This is a genomic window from Bradyrhizobium sp. Kon10, assembly GCF_055807395.1.
In genome coordinates, this window is record NZ_JBVVOZ010000004.1 from 297,371 (window position 1) to 315,911 (window position 18,541).

The following is an 18,541-nucleotide window of genomic DNA, read 5'->3' on the forward strand; positions in this document are numbered from 1 at the left end:
AGGAACGCGTGATGAGCTCGAAGAAGATCGGCATTCTCGGCGCCTCCGGTTACACCGGGGCCGATGCGGTGCGCCTGTTGGCGCGGCATCCGAACGCCGAGATCATCGCGCTCACCGCCAACACCCACGCCGGCAAGTCGATGGGCGACGTGTTTCCGCATTTCTTCATGCTGAACCTGCCGAAACTCGTGGAATGGGAAAAGGTCGACTGGAGCAAGCTCGATGCGGTGTTCTGCGGGCTGCCGCACGGCACCACGCAGGAAATCATTGCCGCGGTCCTCAAGGCAAATCCGGAGATCAAGGTCCTCGACATGTCCGCCGATTTCAGGCTGCGGGACAAGAACACCTACGCGCAATGGTACGGCCATGAGCACCGGGCGCTCGAACTGCAGGGCGAAGCGGTCTATGGCCTGACCGAATTCTATCGCGAGAAGATCGCGTCGGCGCGGCTGGTCGCCTGTCCCGGCTGCTATCCCACGGCGGCGCTGCTCGCGCTGGTGCCGCTTGCGAAAGCCAAATTGATCGACGTCGACGACATCGTCATCGACGCCAAATCAGGCGTCACCGGCGCCGGCCGCGGGCTGAAACAGAACACGTTGTTCAGCGAGGCGGGCGAGGGGCTGTCGCCCTATTCGGTCGGCACCCACCGGCACGCGCCGGAGATCGAGCAGGAGATCGGCGTCGCCGCCGGTTCCGCGGTGACGATCAACTTCACGCCGCATCTTATTCCAATGGCGCGCGGCGAACTCTGCACGTCCTATGTCAGGCTCAACGGCGCGACGCCGGACGATTTGCGGGCCGCACTCGAGAAAGCCTACGCGAACGAGCCCTTCGTGCATGTGGCCAGGAAGGGCGTGCTGCCGCAGACCCAGAACGTGCGCGGCTCCAACTATGTGCAGATCGGCGTCATCGCCGACCGGATCAAGAATCGGGCGATCGTGATTTCCACCCTCGACAATCTGGTGAAGGGCTCGGCCGGTCAGGCAATCCAGAACATGAACCTGATGTTCGGGCTGCCCGAGACCGCTGGACTGGAGCAGATCGCGCTGTTTCCCTGATCGCTAGAACACCTTGAAAATCGCCAGCGCCAGCACGGCCTGCGCCAGGAACCCCACCGTGAAAGCGACCGTCCGGAACACCGGGATCCCGAGGGCATAGACGATCAGATGCGCGACGCGAGCCCAGAAGTAGACGACGCATGCCAGCACCGTCCATTTCGTCGAATAATCGATCGCGTTGAGGATCAGCACCAGCGGCGCGAACAGGACCAGGTTCTCGACCGCGTTGTCATGCGCGAACATCAGGCGGTTCGCCCACTCCGCCTGCGGCTTGTCGCCGCGCGAGGGATTGGCCATCGCGCCACCGAGACCGCGCACCTGGCAGCGATTGATGGTGTAGGGAATCCAGAGAATCCCGGTCAGGATCACCGTCATTGTCAGCCAGAACAATTCGCGCGTCATAATCCGGTCCCCTCTGTCGTCTCATCTCTGAATCGAGAGCGAGCTTATACAAGCGCGCAAGCTTGCGCCATGCGCAAGCAATCGTCCGCTACGCGCGCACCCTGACATAGCTGCCGGGCGCGTCCTCGATCGGGGGCAGCGCTTCGCTGCCGACGCCGCGCGCCGGGACTTCCTCCGGATCGAGCCCGCCCAGCCATTCGCGCCAGTCCGGCCACCACGAGCCCTTGTGCTCGACGGCACCCTTCATCCACTCGGCTACGGTGACGTTCTTGACGTTGTCGTTCGTCCAGTACTGGTATTTGTTCGACGCCGGCGGATTGACCACGCCGGCGATGTGGCCCGAGCCGGACAGCACATATTTCACCGGGCCGCCGAAGAACTGCGAGCCGTACAGCACCGACTCGGCCGGCGCGATGTGGTCCTCGCGGGTGGCGAGATTGTAAACGGGCACCTTGACCTTGGAGAGGTCGAGCAGGGTGTTGTCGAGCACCATGGTGCCCGTGGACAGCCGGTTCTCCAGATAGCAGTTGCGCAAATAATAGGAATGGTTCGACGCGGTCATGCGGGTTGCGTCCGAGTTCCAGTGCAACAGGTCGAACGCGCTCGGCTGCTGGCCTTTCAGATAGTTGCTGACGACATAGGACCAGATCAGATCGTTGGAGCGCAGCATGTTGAAGGCCATCGCCATCTTGGAGCCTTCGAGCACGCCGGATGCCTTCATGTCCTGCTCGAGCGCTGTGATCTGATCCTCGTCGACGAAGACGAGGAGATCGCCGGCATGGGTGAAGTCGACCTGCGCTGCAAAGAACGTCGCCGAGGTCACCCGCTGGCGGCGCTTCTCGGCGAGCCAGGCCAGCGTGGTCGCGAGCATCGTGCCGCCGACGCAATAGCCGGCCGTGTGCACCTTCAACTCGCCGGTCGCGCGCTCGATGACGTCCATCGCCGTCAGAACGCCTTCCTTCATGTAGTCTTCCCAGGTCTTGGCTCCAAGCCGCTTGTCGGGATTGACCCACGAGATCACGAACACGGTGATGCCCTGGTCGACGCACCACTTGATGTAGGATTTCTCCGGCTTGAGATCGAGGATGTAGAACTTGTTGATCCAGGGCGGCACGATGAGGAGGGGCGTGCGCAGCACCTTCTCCGTCGTCGGCGCGTACTGGATCAGCTGCATCATCTCGTTCTGGTAGATCACCTTGCCCGGCGTGGTCGCCATGTTGACGCCGACGACGAGGTTGTCCGGATTGGACTGGCGGATCTTCAGCATGCCCTTGCCGGCGGCGATGTCCTCGGCCAGCATGGTCAGGCCGCGCGCGAGATTTTCGCCGCTGCTTGCGACGGTTGCGCGCAGCACCTCCGGATTGGTCAGCACGAAGTTCGACGGCGACAGCGCGTTGGTGACCTGCTGGACGTAGAACTCGGCCTTGCGCCGGGTCTGCGGATCAAGCTCGGCGTCGCGCACCAGCTCCTGCGCCCATTTGGTCGTGAGCAGATAGAGCTGCATCATGAAATCGAAGAACTGGTTCGATTTCCATTCCGGATCGGCAAAGCGCTTGTCGCGCGGCGAGGGCGCAATCGCGGGCTGCGCGTCCTGCCCGGCCATGCGCCGCGCCGCAGAGCCCCAGAGGTCGAGATAGTCCTTGGCAAGCTTGGTCTGGACCTCGGAGGCGCGCGAGGAGTCCGACAGCCAGTATTCGGCGACCGACGTGAACGCCTTGATGACTTCGGCCAGCTCCGCCGGCGGTCGGTCCTGCACCTCGCCGCTCTCGCGCGGCTTCAGGTAGGCGGCAAGCGCCTTGCCGCCGCCTTCCATCGCCCGCGCGACATTCATCGCGAAGGCGTTTGCATCGAACTTCGTCTCGGATCCGGGCGTGTCGGTCGTGGCTGTACTCATGGGCAGAACAGTAACGATTCATTCCGTATTCGTCACCGCGAAGCTCGCCGGTTTCGCGTCAAACAGACGCGAAGATGTGCTGCACTGCGACAAGGCTTCTTGCTTTTGTCACAATCGACGTGCACCTCTCGTGTTGTGGGCCTTGGATGAATTCTCGCTCGTACCATTTGTGGGCAGCAATGGTTTGAGCTTGGGCAGGTTGTTGGTTAAGCTACCGGCAGCCTTGCGTTGGGACGAAGTGGGGATTTCCCAAGTGTTGGCGTTGTGGGACCTGCAAAAGACCCGGCTCGCGTGCGGCGCGCTGCTGATCGCGGCGCTTGCGCTGGGCGGCTGCTCGAGCCAGCTCGCGGATTACTCGCCCGCCGACGCGCAGGCGCATGCGAAGGATTCGAGCGGCTATCTTCCGGTGCACGACCTGCCGCCGGATCGTGACCAGGCGATCATCCCACCCGACCAGCGCGCCAAGATCGAGGCGGAGCTTGCCGCCGCGCGTGACCGCCAGGCCGTCGCCGCCAAGGACGCCAAGTAAGTACGCTAAGTAGAGAACGGCGTGGCGGAGCAAGGTAATCGCTGGCGCCCCCGCCACTCCGTGCTAAAAAGACCCCAGTTCAGCCGAGAGTCAGAGCAAGGGACTTCAATCCCCGTCGCTGAGAAACGTTCGAAGTATTTGATTTTGAGCGATTTTCACGAATGGGTCGAGGCCTCCCCCATGGTCTGTCATGACCGTTCGATTCTGCCCTGACCGGTTGCCCGGAGCCCAAGTAGCGATGTCTGGACCCATGGAAGAATTTTACCGCATCCGCCGCCTTCCGCCTTACGTGTTCGAGCAGGTCAACCGGGCCAAGGCGGCCGCGCGCAATGCCGGCGCTGACATCATCGATCTCGGCATGGGCAATCCGGACCTGCCGGCGCCGCCGCATGTGCTGGAGAAGCTCAAGGAGACGCTCGGCAAGCCGCGCACCGACCGCTACTCGGCCTCGCGGGGCATCCCCGGCCTGCGCCGGGCCCAGGCCGGGTATTACGCCCGCCGCTTCGGGGTGAAGCTCAACCCCGACACCCAGATCGTGGCGACGCTCGGCTCCAAGGAGGGCTTTGCCAACGTGGCCCAGGCGATCACCGCGCCGGGCGACGTCATCCTGTGCCCTAACCCGAGCTATCCGATTCACGCCTTCGGCTTTTTGATGGCGGGCGGCGTGATCCGCTCGGTGCCCTCGGAGCCGACGCCGCAATTCTTCGAGGCGGTGGAGCGGGCCATCGTGCATTCGATCCCGAAGCCGCTCGCGCTCGTCGTGTGCTATCCCTCCAACCCGACCGCCTATGTCGCGAGCCTCGACTTCTACAAGGACCTGGTCGCCTTCGCGAAGAAGCACGAGATCCTGATCCTGTCCGATCTCGCTTATGCCGAGGTCTATTTCGACGAGGGCAATCCGCCGCCTTCGGTGCTGCAGGTGCCCGGCGCGATCGACGTTGCCGTCGAGTTCACCTCGATGTCGAAGACCTATTCGATGGCCGGCTGGCGCATGGGCTTTGCGGTCGGCAATGAGCGCGTGATCGCGGCACTCGGACGGGTCAAATCCTATCTCGACTACGGTGCGTTCACGCCGATCCAGGTCGCGGCGACCGCCGCACTGAACGGCCCTGACGATTGCATCAAGGAGATGCGCGATACCTACCGCAAGCGCCGCGACGCGCTGGTGGAGTCGTTCGGCCGCGCCGGCTGGGAGATCCCGCCGCCCGATGCCTCGATGTTCGCCTGGGCACCGCTGCCGGAGGCGTTCCGCAGCGTCGGCAGCATGCAGTTCGCAACACTGATGGTGGAGAAATCCGGCGTCGTGGTCTCGCCCGGCGTGGGCTTCGGCGAGCATGGTGAAGGATATGTCCGCATCGCCATGGTGGAAAACGAGCAGCGGATCAGGCAGGCCGCGCGCGGCGTGCGCCGCTTCCTTGAAAGCGGCATCGAAACGTTGCACAACGTCGTTCCGCTCGCCACCCGGCGTTAATTCTCTTCGACAGGTTTTCCAAAGCACATGGTCGCACCCCTGAAACTGGGCATAGCGGGGCTCGGCACCGTGGGCGCCGAAGTCGTCCGTCTGATCGAAACGCAAGCCCGCGTGCTCGCAGGCCGCAGCGGCCGCGGCATTCGCGTCGTCGCCGTCACCGCGCGCTCGAAGGCGAAGAAGCGCAGCGTCGATCTGCGCGGCGTCGAATGGGTCAAGGATCCGCTCGCACTTGCAACCCATCCCGGCATCGACTGCTTCGTCGAACTGATGGGCGGCGCCGGCGATCCCGCGCTCGCGGCCGTCGAAGCTGCGCTCAACGCCGGCAAGTCCGTCGTCACCGCCAACAAGGCGTTGCTCGCCAAGCACGGCCTGAAGCTCGCCAAGGCGGCCGAAAAGCATGGCGGTGCGCTGAATTTCGAGGCAGCCGTTGGTGCTGCGATCCCCGTCATCAAGACGTTGCGCGAAGGCCTTGCGGGAACCGGCATCAGCCGCGTCTACGGCATCCTCAACGGCACCTGCAATTACATCCTGACGCGGATGGAGCAGGAGGGCCTGTCGTTTGCCGAATGCCTCAAGGACGCGCAGCGGCTCGGCTATGCCGAGGCCAATCCGTCCTTCGACGTCGATGGCCACGACACCGCGCAAAAGCTCGCCATTCTCGCCAGCCTCGCTTTCGGCACGAAAGTTGCTCAAAGCGCGGTCTATGTCGAAGGCATCTCCTCCATCGCGCCGGAAGATCTGCGCGCCGCCGCCGATCTCGGCTATCGCGTCAAGCTGCTCGGCGTTGCGGTTCGCACCGCAACTGGCATCGAGCAGCGCGTGCATCCAACCATGGTTCCAAAATCCTCGTCGATCGCGCAGGTGATGGGTGTCACCAATGCGGTCACGATCGATGGCGAGGGCATTCCGCCGATCACGCTGGTTGGTCCCGGCGCGGGGGGAGCAGCGACCGCGTCCGCCGTGGTCGCCGACATCGCCGATGTTGCGCGCGGCATCCGCGCCAATCCGTTCGGCCGGCCGATCGCGCAGCTGCGCGACACCCGGAAGGCGCCGATGGAGCGCCACGAGGGCGGCTACTACATCCGCCTCCTGGCGCGCGATTTCCCCGGCACGGCGGCCGCGATCGCGACCCGGCTCGCCGAGCAGAAGATTTCGATCGAGTCGATCGTGCAGCGTCATCCCAATGGCGGGGTCGCGCCGGCAAATGGCAAGGCGGTGCCCGTGCCCGTCATTCTGATCACTTACGCGACGCATGAAGATGCCGTGCGCCGCGCACTCGCAGCCGTGCAGAAGGACAAGGTGATCAGCGGACGGCCGCAGGTCATCAGGATCGAGAAGAACTGAGGCGGAGTTCGTTCGAACGAACACCGGGCGTTGAGAGTTGATGCGGACGGAGCTTTCCGTCCAAAACCGTTTCGAAGGAGTTAGCCGATGTCGACCCATATTTCAGTGCCGCCGCAAGCCTTGCTCGAGCGCATTCTCACGCTGGAGATCGTGCGGGTGACGGAGCGGGCGGCGGTGTCGTCGGCGCGGCTGCGCGGGCACGGCAACGAGAAGGCGGCCGACCAGGCCGCCGTGGACGCGATGCGGCGCGAGCTCAACAAGCTGCCGATCGAAGGCACCATCGTGATCGGCGAGGGCGAGCGCGACGAGGCGCCGATGCTGTTCATCGGCGAGAAGGTCGGCATGAACGCCGGCCCGCAGGTCGACATCGCGGTCGACCCGCTCGAAGGCACGACGCTGTGCGCCAAGAACATGCCGGGCTCGATTGCCACCATGGCGATGGCCGACGGCGGCACGCTGCTGCACGCGCCCGACGTCTACATGCAGAAGCTCGCGATCGGCCCCGGCTACGCCAAGGGCGTGGTCGAGCTCGACGCCACGCCGGCCGAGAACGTCCGCCGTCTCGCCAAGGCCAAGGGCGTGCAGCCCGACGGCATCACCGTGCTCGTGCTCGACCGTCCGCGTCACGCCAGCATCATCGAGAGCGTGCGATCGACCGGTGCGGCCGTGCGCCTCATCACCGACGGCGACGTCGCGGGGGTGATCCACTGCGCCGATCCTGATAATACCGGCGTCGATATGTATCTCGGCACCGGCGGCGCGCCTGAAGGCGTGCTCGCGGCGGTGGCGCTGCGCTGCATCGGCGGCCAGATGCAGTGCCGCCTGATCCTCGATTCCGAAGAGAAGCGCGAGCGCGCTGCCAAGATGGGTGTCAACGATCCCAAGATGATCTACGGCATCGAGGACATGGCGCGCGGCGACTGCCTGTTCGCGGCCACCGGCGTCACCACCGGCTCGCTGCTCTCCGGCGTGAAATTCCGCAAGGACGGCGTGATCGAAACTGAGACGGTGGTGATGCGCTCGGTCACCGGCACCGTGCGCTACATCAAGGCCGAGCATCGCGAGCTCGCGAAGTTCCATTTGGACTAAGGATGCGAGGAGCGCGCACAACGTTCGGCGAATTCAGCCGGACGTTCGCCGCGGATTGACCAGCCTGCGTCGAAGTTGGGTTATGGCCTGTGAGGCGGTGCTGGCAAAAACATGAAGGCATCGCGCAAGGTCAGCGCTAGCTTCAAAGCCGACTGCAGCAGGTCGACTTCTTTGGCAAAAGGGAGAAGATGCAGCTTCGCTGATTTGACATCCCCGGTCGCGAGCGCGCGCCGAGCGTTTGCGTCGGCCTCAAAATAGGCATCGCTGGCCAGCATGTTGGACAACGCGCCCGATATGCCGGCATCGTAGCTCTCCAACCGGACTTCTGAAACGTAATGATCCGGCCGTAGCTGGATTCGATTTTCAGGACTTGCCGGGTCGAAGAGCCCAGCCTTGCCCAACATGACCAGCAACGGATGATTTCGGGCGATCGAGGTAGGAATGACCTCGTAGGTCCTTTGTTTTCCGGGCCGGTCCCCAACAGATGAGAATGTAATGACCGGCCCGATGTTGAACCGCGAGTTGCGGTGAAGCACAGCGACGCGGTGATCGATCTCGGAGTCGGCCTCGAACACTGCGCCGCTCGCGAGTTCGGTGCCGATGCCGTTTGCGATGACGAATGACGCAAGCTGGGCAACGCGGCCGATGACAACGCGCTCGTCGAGTCCATCCACTTCAAACTCAATCTCGCGTCCCGTGAATGCGGATAAACCGACCGTATAAGCCCCGACGGTCTCACCGCAACGGAAGGGAACGATTTCCATCCACAGTCCAAACGGGTGATCTGGAAACGGAGTGAACGATCGGCCTGACTGCTCAAGCCACATCTCGGGGGAGCGACCAACGTTTCCGCACCAGACTACTCCGAGACAGCCCCGCTGCGCTTCGAGCACGCCGCCGACCACGGCCGTTGTGAGGCGAGCACTCTCGACGAGCCCAAGCTCTGTCGTGCCTGCGTTTTTTTCGGCGGAGCCCATCGTCGAAATGATCAGGTGCGCGCGGTGGCGGTCTACCGCGTGGAAAGCGTCGGGCCACACCGACAACGTCCGCTCCCACAGCTGCTGATCGAAGGGCAGGGGCGCGGGCATCAACAGGATGGCCACGAGATGATCGCCGGCGCGGATGAACATCGGTCCGTCGGCGTCTACACTTGACCCGCGTTCGGTGCTTTCCCAGCGCAGGCCGGGATGACGGACGCGCAACGCCTCAATCAGGGTTCCCATGTTCGGGAGATGGCCATCCTCAAGCATTATATAGGCGACAGATTTGGTCATGGCAGATGCGCAGCAATCCGACTGGTTGGCCGGTCACCTTGCTCGTGTTGGATGTGCTTCATGTACCGACCAGCGCTATTGTTGCATGGAACCGATCGTGCTTTAAAGCCCTCGATCCGAGCGCGAAGCGCCCCGCAGCCACGGTGCAAAGCATGACTACGACCTCCGATCTCACCGCCGTCAAAGCCCTCGTGTTCGACGTGTTCGGCACCGTCGTCGACTGGCGCACCAGCCTGACTACCGACCTGATGTGGTGGGGCAAGGGCCGCGGCATCACCGCCGACTGGACCGCTTTGGTCGACGGCTGGCGCGGCATGTACACGGCGGCGATGGACGACGTGCGCAAGCATCCCGAACGCGGCTATGTCATCCTCGACGTCCTGCACCGCCGTTCGCTGGACAGGCTGGTCGAGAAGTTCGCGATCAAGGGTCTGACCGAGGCCGACCTCGACTACATCACCAAAGGCTGGCACCGCCTGCATCCCTGGCCTGACAGCGTCGCCGGCCTGACGCGGCTCAAGACCAAATTCGTCATCTCGCCGCTGTCGAACGGCAATGTCGCGCTGCTCACGAACATGGCGAAGTTTGCGGGTCTGCCCTGGGACCTCGTGATGTCGGCCGAGCTGTTTGAGCACTACAAGCCCGATCCCGAGACTTATCTCGGCGCCGCGCAGCTGCTCGGCCTCAAGCCTGAAGAGGTCATGATGGTCGCCGCGCACAATGGCGATTTGGCCGCCGCGCAGAAGAATGGCCTCAAGACCGCGTTCGTCGCGCGGCCGACCGAATACGGTCCGCACCAGAAGGTCGACTTCGAGGCGACCGGCAACTGGGACATCGTCGCCAGGGATTTTGGCGGGATCGCCGACAGGCTCGGCTGCTAGGGCCTTCACGCAATCCGCAGCGCGAGCTCGCTTGCTTCCGTCTCGGCAAAGCCCGCCTGCAGGACCTCCTCGCGCTTGTGCCGCAGATGCGTGCGCAGGATGTGCGACAGGCCGACACCGTCGCGGCGCTGCAGCGCGTTCAGGATCGCTTCGTGCTCCTGCACGGCCAGCGCCCAGCGCTGTGGAGTCATCGGCGTGACGTAGCGCGCGCGCCGGATGCGCGCCGTCACGGACGCGTAGAGCCCGATCAGTGCCGGATTGCCGGCTGCGGTGACGATGGCTTCGTGAATGGCGCGGTTGCCGCGGTAGTACTGGATCAGGTCGCCCTCGCGATAATGCTGCACCATGGCCGCGTGCGCAGCCGCGATCTCGTCGATCCCGGCCTCGCTGATGCGCTCGCAGGCGAGTTCGCCGGCCAGCGCCTCGAGGCCCTGGCAGACCTCGAACAGGTCGCGCACGTCCTTGTCGGTCAGCTTCGCCGCGCGCGAGCCGCGATGCGGCAAGAGCTGCACGAGTCCTTCGGCAGCGAGCACCTTCAAGGCCTCGCGCAGCGGCGTACGCGAGATCTGCAGCCGCTCGCACAGCTCCCGCTCGGGAATGCGCGCACCCGGCGTGATCTCGCCGTCGAGCAGGATCGCGCGGATGCGGCCAACGACCTCTTCATGAAGCATGGGGTGATCCAGTTTGCATTCAAAAAAGAATTTAATGGCGTCTAATCCAAAGTTCCAGCTTGAATATCCCCAATTTTGCATTCAAAAATGTAAAAAACAGGGGATGGCAAATGGACCTAGAGGCCGCAGAGGCAAAAGACCTCGTTTTCGAGCTTGAGGACGGCATCGGGCGGGTCACCTTCAACCGGCCGCAGGCCCGCAACGCCTTTACTTTCGCGATGTACGAGCGGCTTGCCGCGATCTGCGAACAGGCCAACGGCGATCCCGCCATCAAGGTGCTGGTGTTGCGCGGCGCGGGCGACAAGGCGTTCGCCTCGGGCACCGACATCAATCAATTCCGCGACTTCAAGACGCCGCAGCACGCGATCGACTACGAGAACCGGATCGATCGGGTGCTGACCACGCTCGAGCAGTGCCGGGTGCCGACCATCGCGGCGATCAACGGCTTCTGCACCGGCGGCGGCGCGGGCATTGCCGCGTCCTGCGACCTGCGCATCGGCACCAAAAGCGCCAGAATCGGATTTCCCATCGCTCGCACGCTGGGCAATTGCCTGTCGATGTCCAATATCAGCCGCCTCACCGCGCTCATTGGCTCGGCGCGCGTCAAGGATCTGATCTTCACCGCGCGCCTTGTCGATGCCGCGGAGGCGGCACATGTCGGGCTGCTCGGCGAGGTCGTCGACGATGACGCGGCGCTCGACCGCCGTGCCGGTGAGGTTGCGCGGCTCCTGGCCAGCCACGCGCCGCTGACATTGACTGCGACCAAGCAGGCGGTGGCCCGCCTGCAAAGGCGGCTGACGTGGGAGGAGGGCGAAGACCTCATCCTGATGTGCTACACGAGCCAGGATTTTCGCGAAGGGCTCGATGCTTTCCTCAACAAGCGCGCGCCGCAATGGCGCGGTCAATAGGCCAGCCGATGCAAAGCGACCGTTCGCAATCCACCTCCCGCCGTATGGGACCGCTCGCCGGCCTCAAGGTCATTGATCTCACCCATGTCATGGCGGGGCCGACCTGCACCTTGATGCTCGCCGACATGGGCGCTGACGTCATCAAGATCGAGAAGTGGCCGAACGGCGACGACACCCGCCATTCGGTGCCGCCCAAGATCGGCGACGAGGCGGCATCGTTCCTGATGATGAACCGCAACAAGCGCGGCATCGTGCTCGATCTCAAGACCGAGGGCGGCAAGCGCGTGCTGCGCCGGTTGGTCGCGGACGCCGACGTGCTGGTGGAAAATTTCGCGCCGGGCGCGATGGAGCGCCTGGGCTTCGGCTACAAGGCACTGCACGAAGAATTCCCGACGCTGATCTATTGCTCGCTGTCGGGCTTCGGCCGCACCGGTCCCTACAAGGATCGCCGGGGATTCGATCTGGTCGCGCAGGCGATGAGCGGCATCATGAGCTTTACCGGCGAACGTCCCGATGGCCCGCCCGTGAAGTGCGGCCCGCCGCTGTCGGACATCACCGCCGGGCTGCTCGCGAGCATGGGCATTCTGGCCGCCTACACGCATCGTCTCAAGACCGGTGAAGGGCAGTGGGTCGAGACCTCGCTCTATGAGGCGGCGCTGGTGCAGACCTATTGGCAATCCACGATCGCGCTCGCCGCCGGCATCGCGCCGCGCGCGATGGGTTCGGCGCATCCGCTCAATGCGCCGTATCAGGCCTTTGAAGCGTCCGACGGCTGGCTCGTGGTCGGCGGCGCCAACAAGAAGCACTGGCTGTTGATGCTGGACGCGCTTGGCGCGAGCGAGCTCGCCTCCGATCCGCGCTTCGTCACGGGAGCCGATCGCATGGCGCACCTGAAGGAGCTCGAAGCCGTCCTGAGCGAGCGCTTCCGGACCCGGTCGCGCGCGCATTGGCTCGCGGCGCTGGACGAGAAGGGCGTGCCCTGCGGACCCGTGCACGACATGCTGGAGGCGCTCAGCGATCCGCAGACGCTGGCGCGCGAGATGGTCGTCGAGGTCGAGCATTCCACGCTCGGCCCCGTCAAGACCATCGGACTTCCCGTCAAATTCTCGGAGACACCGGGCAAGGTGCGCTCCGGCGCGCCCGTGTATGGCGAGCACACGCGCGAGGTGCTGACGGAGCACGGGTTCGACCAACAGCAGATCGAAGCGCTCGAACAAGAAGGCGCAATCGTTTCGGCATCCAGGGAGCGCAAGGAACGCGTCGCCTGAGCAGACGTCGAGACGGCTGAGAACAAATCACAAAAAATCAGTTGGAGGAAATCATGCGTAGGACGTCTCTGTTTCTGTTGTCCGTCAGTGCGGCAGCTCTCGCCGGCAGCGCGCCCGCGCTCGCGGCGTGGCAACCCCAGAAGCCGATCGAGTTCGTGGCAACCGCAGGTCCTGGCGGCGGCACCGACAATATCGCCCGCGCGGTGCAGAACATCATCACCAAGTACAAGCTGACGGACCAGCCGATTGTCGTCGTCAATAAGCCCGGCGGCAGCGGCGCGGAAGGCTATGTCTACGGCAAGGCGTCCGCGGGCGATCCCTACAAGGTGATCTTCGGCACGTCCAATGCCTGGCAGCAGCCGCTCGTCTCCAAGGTCGCCTTCAACTACACTGATCTGACCCCGATCGCCGCCATGGCGCAGGATGAGTTCCTGCTCTGGGTCAAGCAGGACGCGCCCTACAAGACCGCAGGCGATTATCTGAAGGCGGCGGCAACGGGTGACTTCAAGATGGGCGGGGCGCAGTCCAAGGACACCGACGAAGTCCTGACCCGCATGATCGAGAAGGTCGGTCATGTGAAGCTGACCTACATCCCCTTCAAGAGCGGTGCCGAAGCCGCCGTGCAGCTCGCCGGCGGGCATATCGATTCCCACGTCAACAATCCCAGCGAAAGCCTCGGCCAGTGGCGCGGCGGCACGCAGCGCCCGCTCTGCGCCTTCAGCCCGAAGCGTCTGCCGCAGGGACCCAAGATCACCGCGACCGAGGGCTGGAGCGACGTTCCGACCTGCGTCGAGCAGGGCCTCGACATCAAGCAATACGAGCAGCCGCGCACGGTGTGGCTGCCGGGCAAGGTCACGCCGGAACAGGCGGCATACTATGTCGACCTCATGAAGAAGGTGCAGGCCACGCCGGAATGGAAGGACTACATCGAAAAGTCCTCGCAGATCGACACGTTCCTGACCGGTGCCGAGTTGGACAAGTTCATCAAGGAGGACCTCGAGCATCTCAGACAAGTCGCGAGCGAGCAGGGCTGGCTGCTCAAGTGAGGCGGGGCTCTTGTATCTGCGTTGAAGCGAGCATGGCTTTCGGCCGCATCTCGACCATCGCGCCACAAACTCCGCCGTCGTCCCGGCGAAGGCCGGGACCCATAACCCCAGCGGGGAGTGTGACGAAGACTAGAATCCGGCTCGGTACCACGACCAACCCTCCTCGAGAGATCACGCGGTATGGGTCCCGGCCTTCGCCGGGACGACGACTACGGGTGGGCAAAGCACGTGCGTCGTGCGCGACCGGCCGTTGCCCGCCACCTGACTGGAGCGTCAGATGATCTCCCGCCGCGCCCTTGAATTTGCGACCGCCGTCCTCACCGGCAGCTTTGGCGTCGCCGTGGTGGTCCAGAGCCTGGACAACGGCATCGGCTGGTCGAGCGCGGGCGTGGATTCCGGCACGTTTCCGTTCCTGACCGGCCTCGTGATCGTGCTCGGCAGTCTCTACAATCTGGCGCGCGGCCTGCTGCCGGCCGTGACACTGGCAAGCGTGCCCGTCGCGATCAATCCGGCCGAGCTGCGCCGGCTTGCGGGCCTGTTCGTACCCGCCGCGATCTTCGTGGCCGCGATCCCGCTGCTCGGGATGTATCTCGCCTCGGCCCTCTATATCTTCGCGGTGCTGGCGATCCCCAGGCATCAATCGCTGCTTCGCTCGCTCGCGATGGCGGCGGCAACCGCCGTCGCGCTCTATGTCGTGTTCGAGCGCATGTTCCAGGTCAGCCTGCCGCACGGCGCACTCGCTGCCGCGTTTGGCTTCTGAGGAGAGAGGCCGATGGATAATCTCGGTGAACTCCTGCACGGCTTCACCATCGCTGTCACGGTGCCGCATCTGGCGCTGATGGTGGTCGGCGTGCTGCTCGGCATCCTCGTCGGCGTGCTGCCCGGGCTGGGCGCGCCGAACGGCGTGTCGCTGCTGCTGCCTCTGACTTTCGGCATGCAGCCGGTCTCGGCCATCATCCTGCTCTCCAGCATGTATTGGGGCGCGCTGTTCGGCGGATCCGTGACCTCGATCCTGTTCAACATTCCGGGCGAGCCGTCCTCGGTCGCAACCACATTCGACGGCTACCCGATGGCACGTGACGGGCGGCCGACCACGGCGCTCGCGACCGCCTTCGGTTCGGCGGCCTTTGGCGCGCTGGTCGGCGTCATTCTGATTACCTTCCTCGCATCATGGGTGGCGCAGGTCGCGCTCGCCTTCGGGCCGCCGGAATATTTCGCGGTGTATTTCCTCGCGTTCGCAAGCTTCGTCGGCATGGGCGGCGCGGCGCCCATGAAGACGGTCGTGGCGCTCGCGATCGGCTTTGCGATCGCCGCCATCGGCATCGACACAGTGTCCGGCAGCGTGCGCCTCACCATGGGCATCGACGAGCTGGTCAAGGGCGTGAACTTCGTCGTCGCGGTGATGGGTCTGTTCGGCATCGGCGAGCTCCTGGTCGCCGTCGAAGAGGAGTTTCACGCCCGCGCCGTCTCCTCCAGGATCGACTGGCGCGAAGTGTTTCGTGCCGTCGGCCGCCTGCCGCGCCATGGCGTCGCGTTACTACGCAGCGCGGCGATCGGCTGCTGGATGGGGATCACGCCGGGCGGTCCGACCGCGGCGTCCTTCATGAGCTACGGCATTGCCCGGCGTTTCTCGAAACGTGGTCGGTATTTCGGCACGGGCGAGGTCGAGGGCATCATCTCGCCGGAGACGGCCGACCACGCGGCCGGCACCAGCGCGCTGCTGCCGATGCTCTCGCTCGGTATTCCCGGCTCGGCCACCGCGGCGGTGATGATGGGTGGGCTGATGATCTGGGGCCTCAATCCCGGGCCGATGCTGTTCGTCGACCAGAAGGATTTCGTCTGGGGCCTGATCGCGTCAATGTATGTCGGCAACATCGTCGCGGTTGTGCTGGTGCTGCTGACCGTTCCGGTGTTTGCGGCATTGATGCGGATTCCCTTCGTGGTCATCGCACCCCTGATCGTGATCATCTGCGTGGTCGGCGCCTATTCGGTTTCGAACTCGTATCTTGACGTGGTCATGATGCTCGGCTTCGGCATCGTCGGCTATCTCTTCAAGAAGCTGTTCTATCCGCTGGCGCCGCTGGTGCTGGCGATCGTCATCGGCGACAAGGCCGAGGACGCGTTCCGGCAATCGATGCTGATGTCCAAGGGATCGCTCGGGATCTTCTTCGCAAACAAGCTGGTGACGTGCCTGGTGATCGCCGGAATCGCGCTGCTGCTGCTTCCGCTCGTGCTCCAGCTCGCGCAATTGCTGCGCAAGCCCGCGCCAGGCGACACCGGGACGACCGGCCAGGAAAAGGTGATCATATGATCGCAAAGCCGCTCATTGCTCTCGCCATGGGAGATCCCGCCGGCATCAGCCCGGAGCTGACCGCAAAGATCGTCGCGCTGGACGAGGTCCGCGCCCGCGGCCGGCTGGTCGTGATCGGCGACCGCCGCATCTTCGACGAGGGCGCCCGTATCGCCGGCGTCACCCCGGAGCTGACGACGGTGAAGCCCGACGCCGACCTTCGCGCGACGGCAGGTGAGACGCTGTTCGTCGATCTCGGCCATCTCGATCCCAGAGAGGTCGAGCCGAAAACCGCGACTCTTGCCGGCGGAAAATTCGCGCTGGCGAACTACCGGCACGCGCTCGAGCTCGCCCGTGATCGCCGTGTCGATGCCGTCTGCTTCACGCCGTTCAACAAGCAGGCGATGCGGCTTGCCCGCGCCGACTATGACGACGAGATCGCGTTCTCCGCCGAGGTCGCCGGCCTCAAGACCCCCGCAAGCGAGTTCAACGTCCTGGGCGAGCTCTGGAACGCGCGGGTCACCTCCCACATTCCGCTCAAGGACGTCGCCGCGCGTCTGTCCAGTGAACGGATCCATCGCGCGCTCGAGCTCACCGATGCCTGCATGCGCAACGCCGGCTTTGCGCGTCCGCGCATCGCGGTCGCTGGCCTCAATCCGCACGCAGGCGACGGCGGCAATTTCGGCCGCGAGGAGATCGACATCATCGCGCCAGTGGTCGTGGCGGGCCAGCGCGAGGGCATCGCCGTCCAGGGGCCGTTCCCGGCGGACACCGTGTTCCTGCGTGCCAAGCGTGGAGACTTCGATGCGGTGCTGACGATGTACCACGACCAGGGCCAGATCGCGATGAAGCTGATGGGCTTCGATCGCGGCGTCACTCTTCTCGGCGGCTTCCCGTTTCCGATCTGCACACCGGCGCACGGTACCGCGTACGACATCGCAGGGCAGGGCATCGCGTCAACGGGCGCGACCCGCGCCGCGGTGCTGCTCGCAGCCGAGATGGCGGCGCGTCGCCGCGCGTGATTGCGGCAACGGGCACGGCTTCAGATGTCGGATGATGGCAGAATGCCACTGTTTTGCCCGACGTGTCAAAGCGCTTTGGCGCGTGCCAAAAAAGCACCAACGAAAACAACCCTCTGGCTACTGTGCATGGGGTTGTTTTCGCGGTTTGTGATTGAGCAGGGCGACTCTGGCCTCACGCCCCGCAGACAATCACCCCATACCAGCCGAGCCCGCGATAGGTCTCGTAGCCCGGCGTCGCATGGAAGGCGACCAGCGCGCCGGTGCGGTCGTGATAGAAGCCGGAGCGCTGGCCATCCAGCGACAGCGCGATGCGCTCGCTGAGGATACCCTGGCCGTCGGAGGCGGCGATGATGCGAAAATTGGAGTCGACCAGCAGCACGCGGGCTTTGTCGGTGTCGCCGACGCGCACGCCTTGCACGATGGCGCGGGCCTGCGCCTCCCAGTCGAAATGGATCGCGAGCACGCCGATCGGCGCGCCATTGGCTTGGCCGCCGGCGCGCACGCTGGCGCAGTAGGTCGCGACCTGCGCGTTGCCAAGCAGCGGCTGGTTCTCGACGTCGCCGGCGACATAGTCGTCGCCGGAGCGCAGGCCCTTGGCCTCGCGAAACCATTTGGTGTGGGCGACGTTCTGGCCGACGGCGCGAAACCGGTCGGCGCGACCGTTGGCGATGACGTTGCCGTCGAGGTCGCAGAGCCAGAGATCGAGATAGACGGTGTAGGCGCCGAGGATCACGCCCAGGCGCTGCGAGGCGTGGGAGACGGCGGCAGCGCTCGGCGCGGCCGCGCAGTCGACCACGGCGGAATCGGTGGCCCACCAGCGCACGTCGCAGGTGCGCTCATAAAGGTTGCGGTCGATCAGTTCGATTGCGTTCAGCGACAAATCGACCATGCGCTCGCCGCGCGAGCGCTGGCTCATCCGCTCGATCGAGGCGACGAGATCGCCGGTGCGCTTGGTCAGCTGGCTTTCGAGCTCGCGCGCGATGGTCTCGACCTGCTGGCCGACGCCGCGCACCTCCTGCGCCACCACGGCGAAGCCCGCACCTTGCGCTCCGGCGCGCGAGCTTTCGATCAGGGCGTTCAGCGCCAGCATCTTCATCTGGTTGGTGATCTGCTGGATCGACTTGGTCTTGTCGACCGCGATCTGGTTGACCTCCGCGGTGAGGCGGTTGATCAGCCCCGAGATGTCGGACTCATCATCGGGCTCGGCGGTTCCGTTCGCAATCGGCTTGGCTTTCAAATTCAGCGCGGCAGACATCGGGTAATTTCCCTTGGCAATGAGGCCTGATCTGCAACGAACCCGGAACAACCAATCACAGATCGAATACGAGTCTTTTTCGAGGATTCAACCTAACGCCCGCTTAATATGCTGTTCGACGGAGTGCCTAAATGGTAGT

Annotated in this window: 17 protein-coding genes; 12 read left to right on the top strand and 5 right to left on the bottom strand. The window is 64.5% G+C overall.

The genetic code is table 11. The annotated features are described in order from the left end of the window. The first annotated feature begins 11 nt into the window (after window positions 1-11). Complete coding sequence (argC, locus tag AC0L2O_RS08945) at window positions 12-1,058, top strand: N-acetyl-gamma-glutamyl-phosphate reductase (protein WP_473369462.1); 1,047 nt, start codon at window positions 12-14, stop codon at window positions 1,056-1,058. Between the two features lie 3 nt (window positions 1,059-1,061). Here argC and AC0L2O_RS08950 read toward each other — a convergent pair whose 3' ends face one another. Together AC0L2O_RS08950 and AC0L2O_RS08955 are read right to left on the bottom strand one after the other, a co-directional pair. Then, a complete protein-coding gene (locus AC0L2O_RS08950) occupies window positions 1,062-1,460 on the bottom strand; it encodes an MAPEG family protein (protein ID WP_369723951.1) in 399 nt (132 codons plus the stop codon). 88 nt (window positions 1,461-1,548) lie between these two features. Further along, window positions 1,549-3,354, bottom strand: a complete 1,806-nt coding sequence (locus AC0L2O_RS08955) for a PHA/PHB synthase family protein (RefSeq protein WP_473369463.1) — start codon at window positions 3,352-3,354, stop codon at window positions 1,549-1,551. A 253-nt stretch (window positions 3,355-3,607) separates the two neighbouring features. Here AC0L2O_RS08955 and AC0L2O_RS08960 point away from each other — a divergent pair, with 253 nt between their 5' ends. The 4 genes from AC0L2O_RS08960 to glpX all read left to right on the top strand — a co-directional run bounded on the left by AC0L2O_RS08960 (window position 3,608) and on the right by glpX (window position 7,787). After that, window positions 3,608-3,883 carry a hypothetical protein gene (locus AC0L2O_RS08960; protein ID WP_409192891.1) on the top strand — a complete coding sequence of 92 codons (276 nt, stop codon included), beginning with the start codon at window positions 3,608-3,610 and terminating at the stop codon, window positions 3,881-3,883. Between the two features lie 250 nt (window positions 3,884-4,133). After that, entirely contained in the window at window positions 4,134-5,354 is a 1,221-nt protein-coding gene (locus AC0L2O_RS08965; RefSeq protein ID WP_473369522.1) for an LL-diaminopimelate aminotransferase, read from the top strand. Window positions 5,355-5,381: 27 nt separating this feature from the next. Continuing rightward, window positions 5,382-6,698: a homoserine dehydrogenase gene (locus AC0L2O_RS08970; protein WP_473369464.1), complete on the top strand. Its 1,317-nt coding sequence runs from the start codon at window positions 5,382-5,384 to the stop codon at window positions 6,696-6,698. An 87-nt stretch (window positions 6,699-6,785) separates the two neighbouring features. Further along, window positions 6,786-7,787, top strand: coding sequence for a class II fructose-bisphosphatase (gene glpX, locus AC0L2O_RS08975; protein ID WP_369723944.1), 1,002 nt, complete (start codon window positions 6,786-6,788; stop codon window positions 7,785-7,787). An 80-nt stretch (window positions 7,788-7,867) separates the two neighbouring features. On the opposite strand, the gene AC0L2O_RS08980 is transcribed toward glpX, so the two are convergent. Then, the gene (locus AC0L2O_RS08980; RefSeq protein ID WP_473369465.1) at window positions 7,868-9,061 is read right to left on the bottom strand and encodes a hypothetical protein; all 1,194 of its coding nucleotides are present in this window, start codon (window positions 9,059-9,061) and stop codon (window positions 7,868-7,870) included. A 152-nt stretch (window positions 9,062-9,213) separates the two neighbouring features. Between AC0L2O_RS08980 and AC0L2O_RS08985 the strand changes: the two genes are divergently transcribed. After that, window positions 9,214-9,942 (top strand): haloacid dehalogenase type II, encoded by a 729-nt coding sequence (locus AC0L2O_RS08985; protein WP_473369466.1) that lies wholly within the window; start codon window positions 9,214-9,216, stop codon window positions 9,940-9,942. A 5-nt stretch (window positions 9,943-9,947) separates the two neighbouring features. Here AC0L2O_RS08985 and AC0L2O_RS08990 read toward each other — a convergent pair whose 3' ends face one another. Then, window positions 9,948-10,613 (bottom strand): GntR family transcriptional regulator, encoded by a 666-nt coding sequence (locus AC0L2O_RS08990; protein WP_473369467.1) that lies wholly within the window; start codon window positions 10,611-10,613, stop codon window positions 9,948-9,950. Window positions 10,614-10,723: 110 nt separating this feature from the next. On the opposite strand from AC0L2O_RS08990, the gene AC0L2O_RS08995 reads away from it, so the two are divergent. The 6 genes from AC0L2O_RS08995 (at window position 10,724) to AC0L2O_RS09020 (ending at window position 17,147) form a co-directional block, all read left to right on the top strand. Next, on the top strand, window positions 10,724-11,521 hold the full coding sequence (locus tag AC0L2O_RS08995) for an enoyl-CoA hydratase/isomerase family protein (RefSeq protein ID WP_473369468.1): 798 nt from the start codon (window positions 10,724-10,726) through the stop codon (window positions 11,519-11,521). Between the two features lie 8 nt (window positions 11,522-11,529). Further along, window positions 11,530-12,789 carry a CaiB/BaiF CoA transferase family protein gene (locus tag AC0L2O_RS09000; protein ID WP_473369469.1) on the top strand — a complete coding sequence of 420 codons (1,260 nt, stop codon included), beginning with the start codon at window positions 11,530-11,532 and terminating at the stop codon, window positions 12,787-12,789. A 53-nt stretch (window positions 12,790-12,842) separates the two neighbouring features. Further along, window positions 12,843-13,835 (top strand): tripartite tricarboxylate transporter substrate binding protein, encoded by a 993-nt coding sequence (locus tag AC0L2O_RS09005; RefSeq protein WP_409188935.1) that lies wholly within the window; start codon window positions 12,843-12,845, stop codon window positions 13,833-13,835. A gap of 277 nt (window positions 13,836-14,112) precedes the next feature. Continuing rightward, window positions 14,113-14,595: a tripartite tricarboxylate transporter TctB family protein gene (locus AC0L2O_RS09010; RefSeq protein ID WP_473369470.1), complete on the top strand. Its 483-nt coding sequence runs from the start codon at window positions 14,113-14,115 to the stop codon at window positions 14,593-14,595. Window positions 14,596-14,607: 12 nt separating this feature from the next. After that, the gene (locus AC0L2O_RS09015) at window positions 14,608-16,146 is read left to right on the top strand and encodes a tripartite tricarboxylate transporter permease (protein WP_369723927.1); all 1,539 of its coding nucleotides are present in this window, start codon (window positions 14,608-14,610) and stop codon (window positions 16,144-16,146) included. Continuing rightward, complete coding sequence (locus AC0L2O_RS09020; protein WP_473369471.1) at window positions 16,143-17,147, top strand: 4-hydroxythreonine-4-phosphate dehydrogenase PdxA; 1,005 nt, start codon at window positions 16,143-16,145, stop codon at window positions 17,145-17,147. The genes AC0L2O_RS09015 and AC0L2O_RS09020 overlap by 4 nt, the downstream gene beginning before the upstream one ends. A 172-nt stretch (window positions 17,148-17,319) precedes the next feature. On the opposite strand, the gene AC0L2O_RS09025 is transcribed toward AC0L2O_RS09020, so the two are convergent. After that, window positions 17,320-18,402, bottom strand: a complete 1,083-nt coding sequence (locus tag AC0L2O_RS09025) for a methyl-accepting chemotaxis protein (protein WP_473369472.1) — start codon at window positions 18,400-18,402, stop codon at window positions 17,320-17,322. Between the last annotated feature and the right edge of the window lie 139 nt (window positions 18,403-18,541).

Excerpts from the sequence above, each read along its gene's own strand:
- argC (WP_473369462.1), top strand. The coding sequence starts at position 12 with ATGAGCTCGAAGAAGATCGGCATTCTCGGCGCCTCCGGTTACACCGGG.
- AC0L2O_RS08950 (WP_369723951.1), bottom strand. The coding sequence starts at position 1,460 with ATGACGCGCGAATTGTTCTGGCTGACAATGACGGTGATCCTGACCGGG.
- AC0L2O_RS08955 (WP_473369463.1), bottom strand. The coding sequence starts at position 3,354 with ATGAGTACAGCCACGACCGACACGCCCGGATCCGAGACGAAGTTCGAT.
- AC0L2O_RS08965 (WP_473369522.1), top strand. The coding sequence starts at position 4,134 with ATGGAAGAATTTTACCGCATCCGCCGCCTTCCGCCTTACGTGTTCGAG.
- AC0L2O_RS08970 (WP_473369464.1), top strand. The coding sequence starts at position 5,382 with ATGGTCGCACCCCTGAAACTGGGCATAGCGGGGCTCGGCACCGTGGGC.
- glpX (WP_369723944.1), top strand. The coding sequence starts at position 6,786 with ATGTCGACCCATATTTCAGTGCCGCCGCAAGCCTTGCTCGAGCGCATT.
- AC0L2O_RS08980 (WP_473369465.1), bottom strand. The coding sequence starts at position 9,061 with ATGACCAAATCTGTCGCCTATATAATGCTTGAGGATGGCCATCTCCCG.
- AC0L2O_RS08985 (WP_473369466.1), top strand. The coding sequence starts at position 9,214 with ATGACTACGACCTCCGATCTCACCGCCGTCAAAGCCCTCGTGTTCGAC.
- AC0L2O_RS08990 (WP_473369467.1), bottom strand. The coding sequence starts at position 10,613 with ATGCTTCATGAAGAGGTCGTTGGCCGCATCCGCGCGATCCTGCTCGAC.
- AC0L2O_RS08995 (WP_473369468.1), top strand. The coding sequence starts at position 10,724 with ATGGACCTAGAGGCCGCAGAGGCAAAAGACCTCGTTTTCGAGCTTGAG.
- AC0L2O_RS09000 (WP_473369469.1), top strand. The coding sequence starts at position 11,530 with ATGCAAAGCGACCGTTCGCAATCCACCTCCCGCCGTATGGGACCGCTC.
- AC0L2O_RS09005 (WP_409188935.1), top strand. The coding sequence starts at position 12,843 with ATGCGTAGGACGTCTCTGTTTCTGTTGTCCGTCAGTGCGGCAGCTCTC.
- AC0L2O_RS09010 (WP_473369470.1), top strand. The coding sequence starts at position 14,113 with ATGATCTCCCGCCGCGCCCTTGAATTTGCGACCGCCGTCCTCACCGGC.
- AC0L2O_RS09015 (WP_369723927.1), top strand. The coding sequence starts at position 14,608 with ATGGATAATCTCGGTGAACTCCTGCACGGCTTCACCATCGCTGTCACG.
- AC0L2O_RS09020 (WP_473369471.1), top strand. The coding sequence starts at position 16,143 with ATGATCGCAAAGCCGCTCATTGCTCTCGCCATGGGAGATCCCGCCGGC.
- AC0L2O_RS09025 (WP_473369472.1), bottom strand. The coding sequence starts at position 18,402 with ATGTCTGCCGCGCTGAATTTGAAAGCCAAGCCGATTGCGAACGGAACC.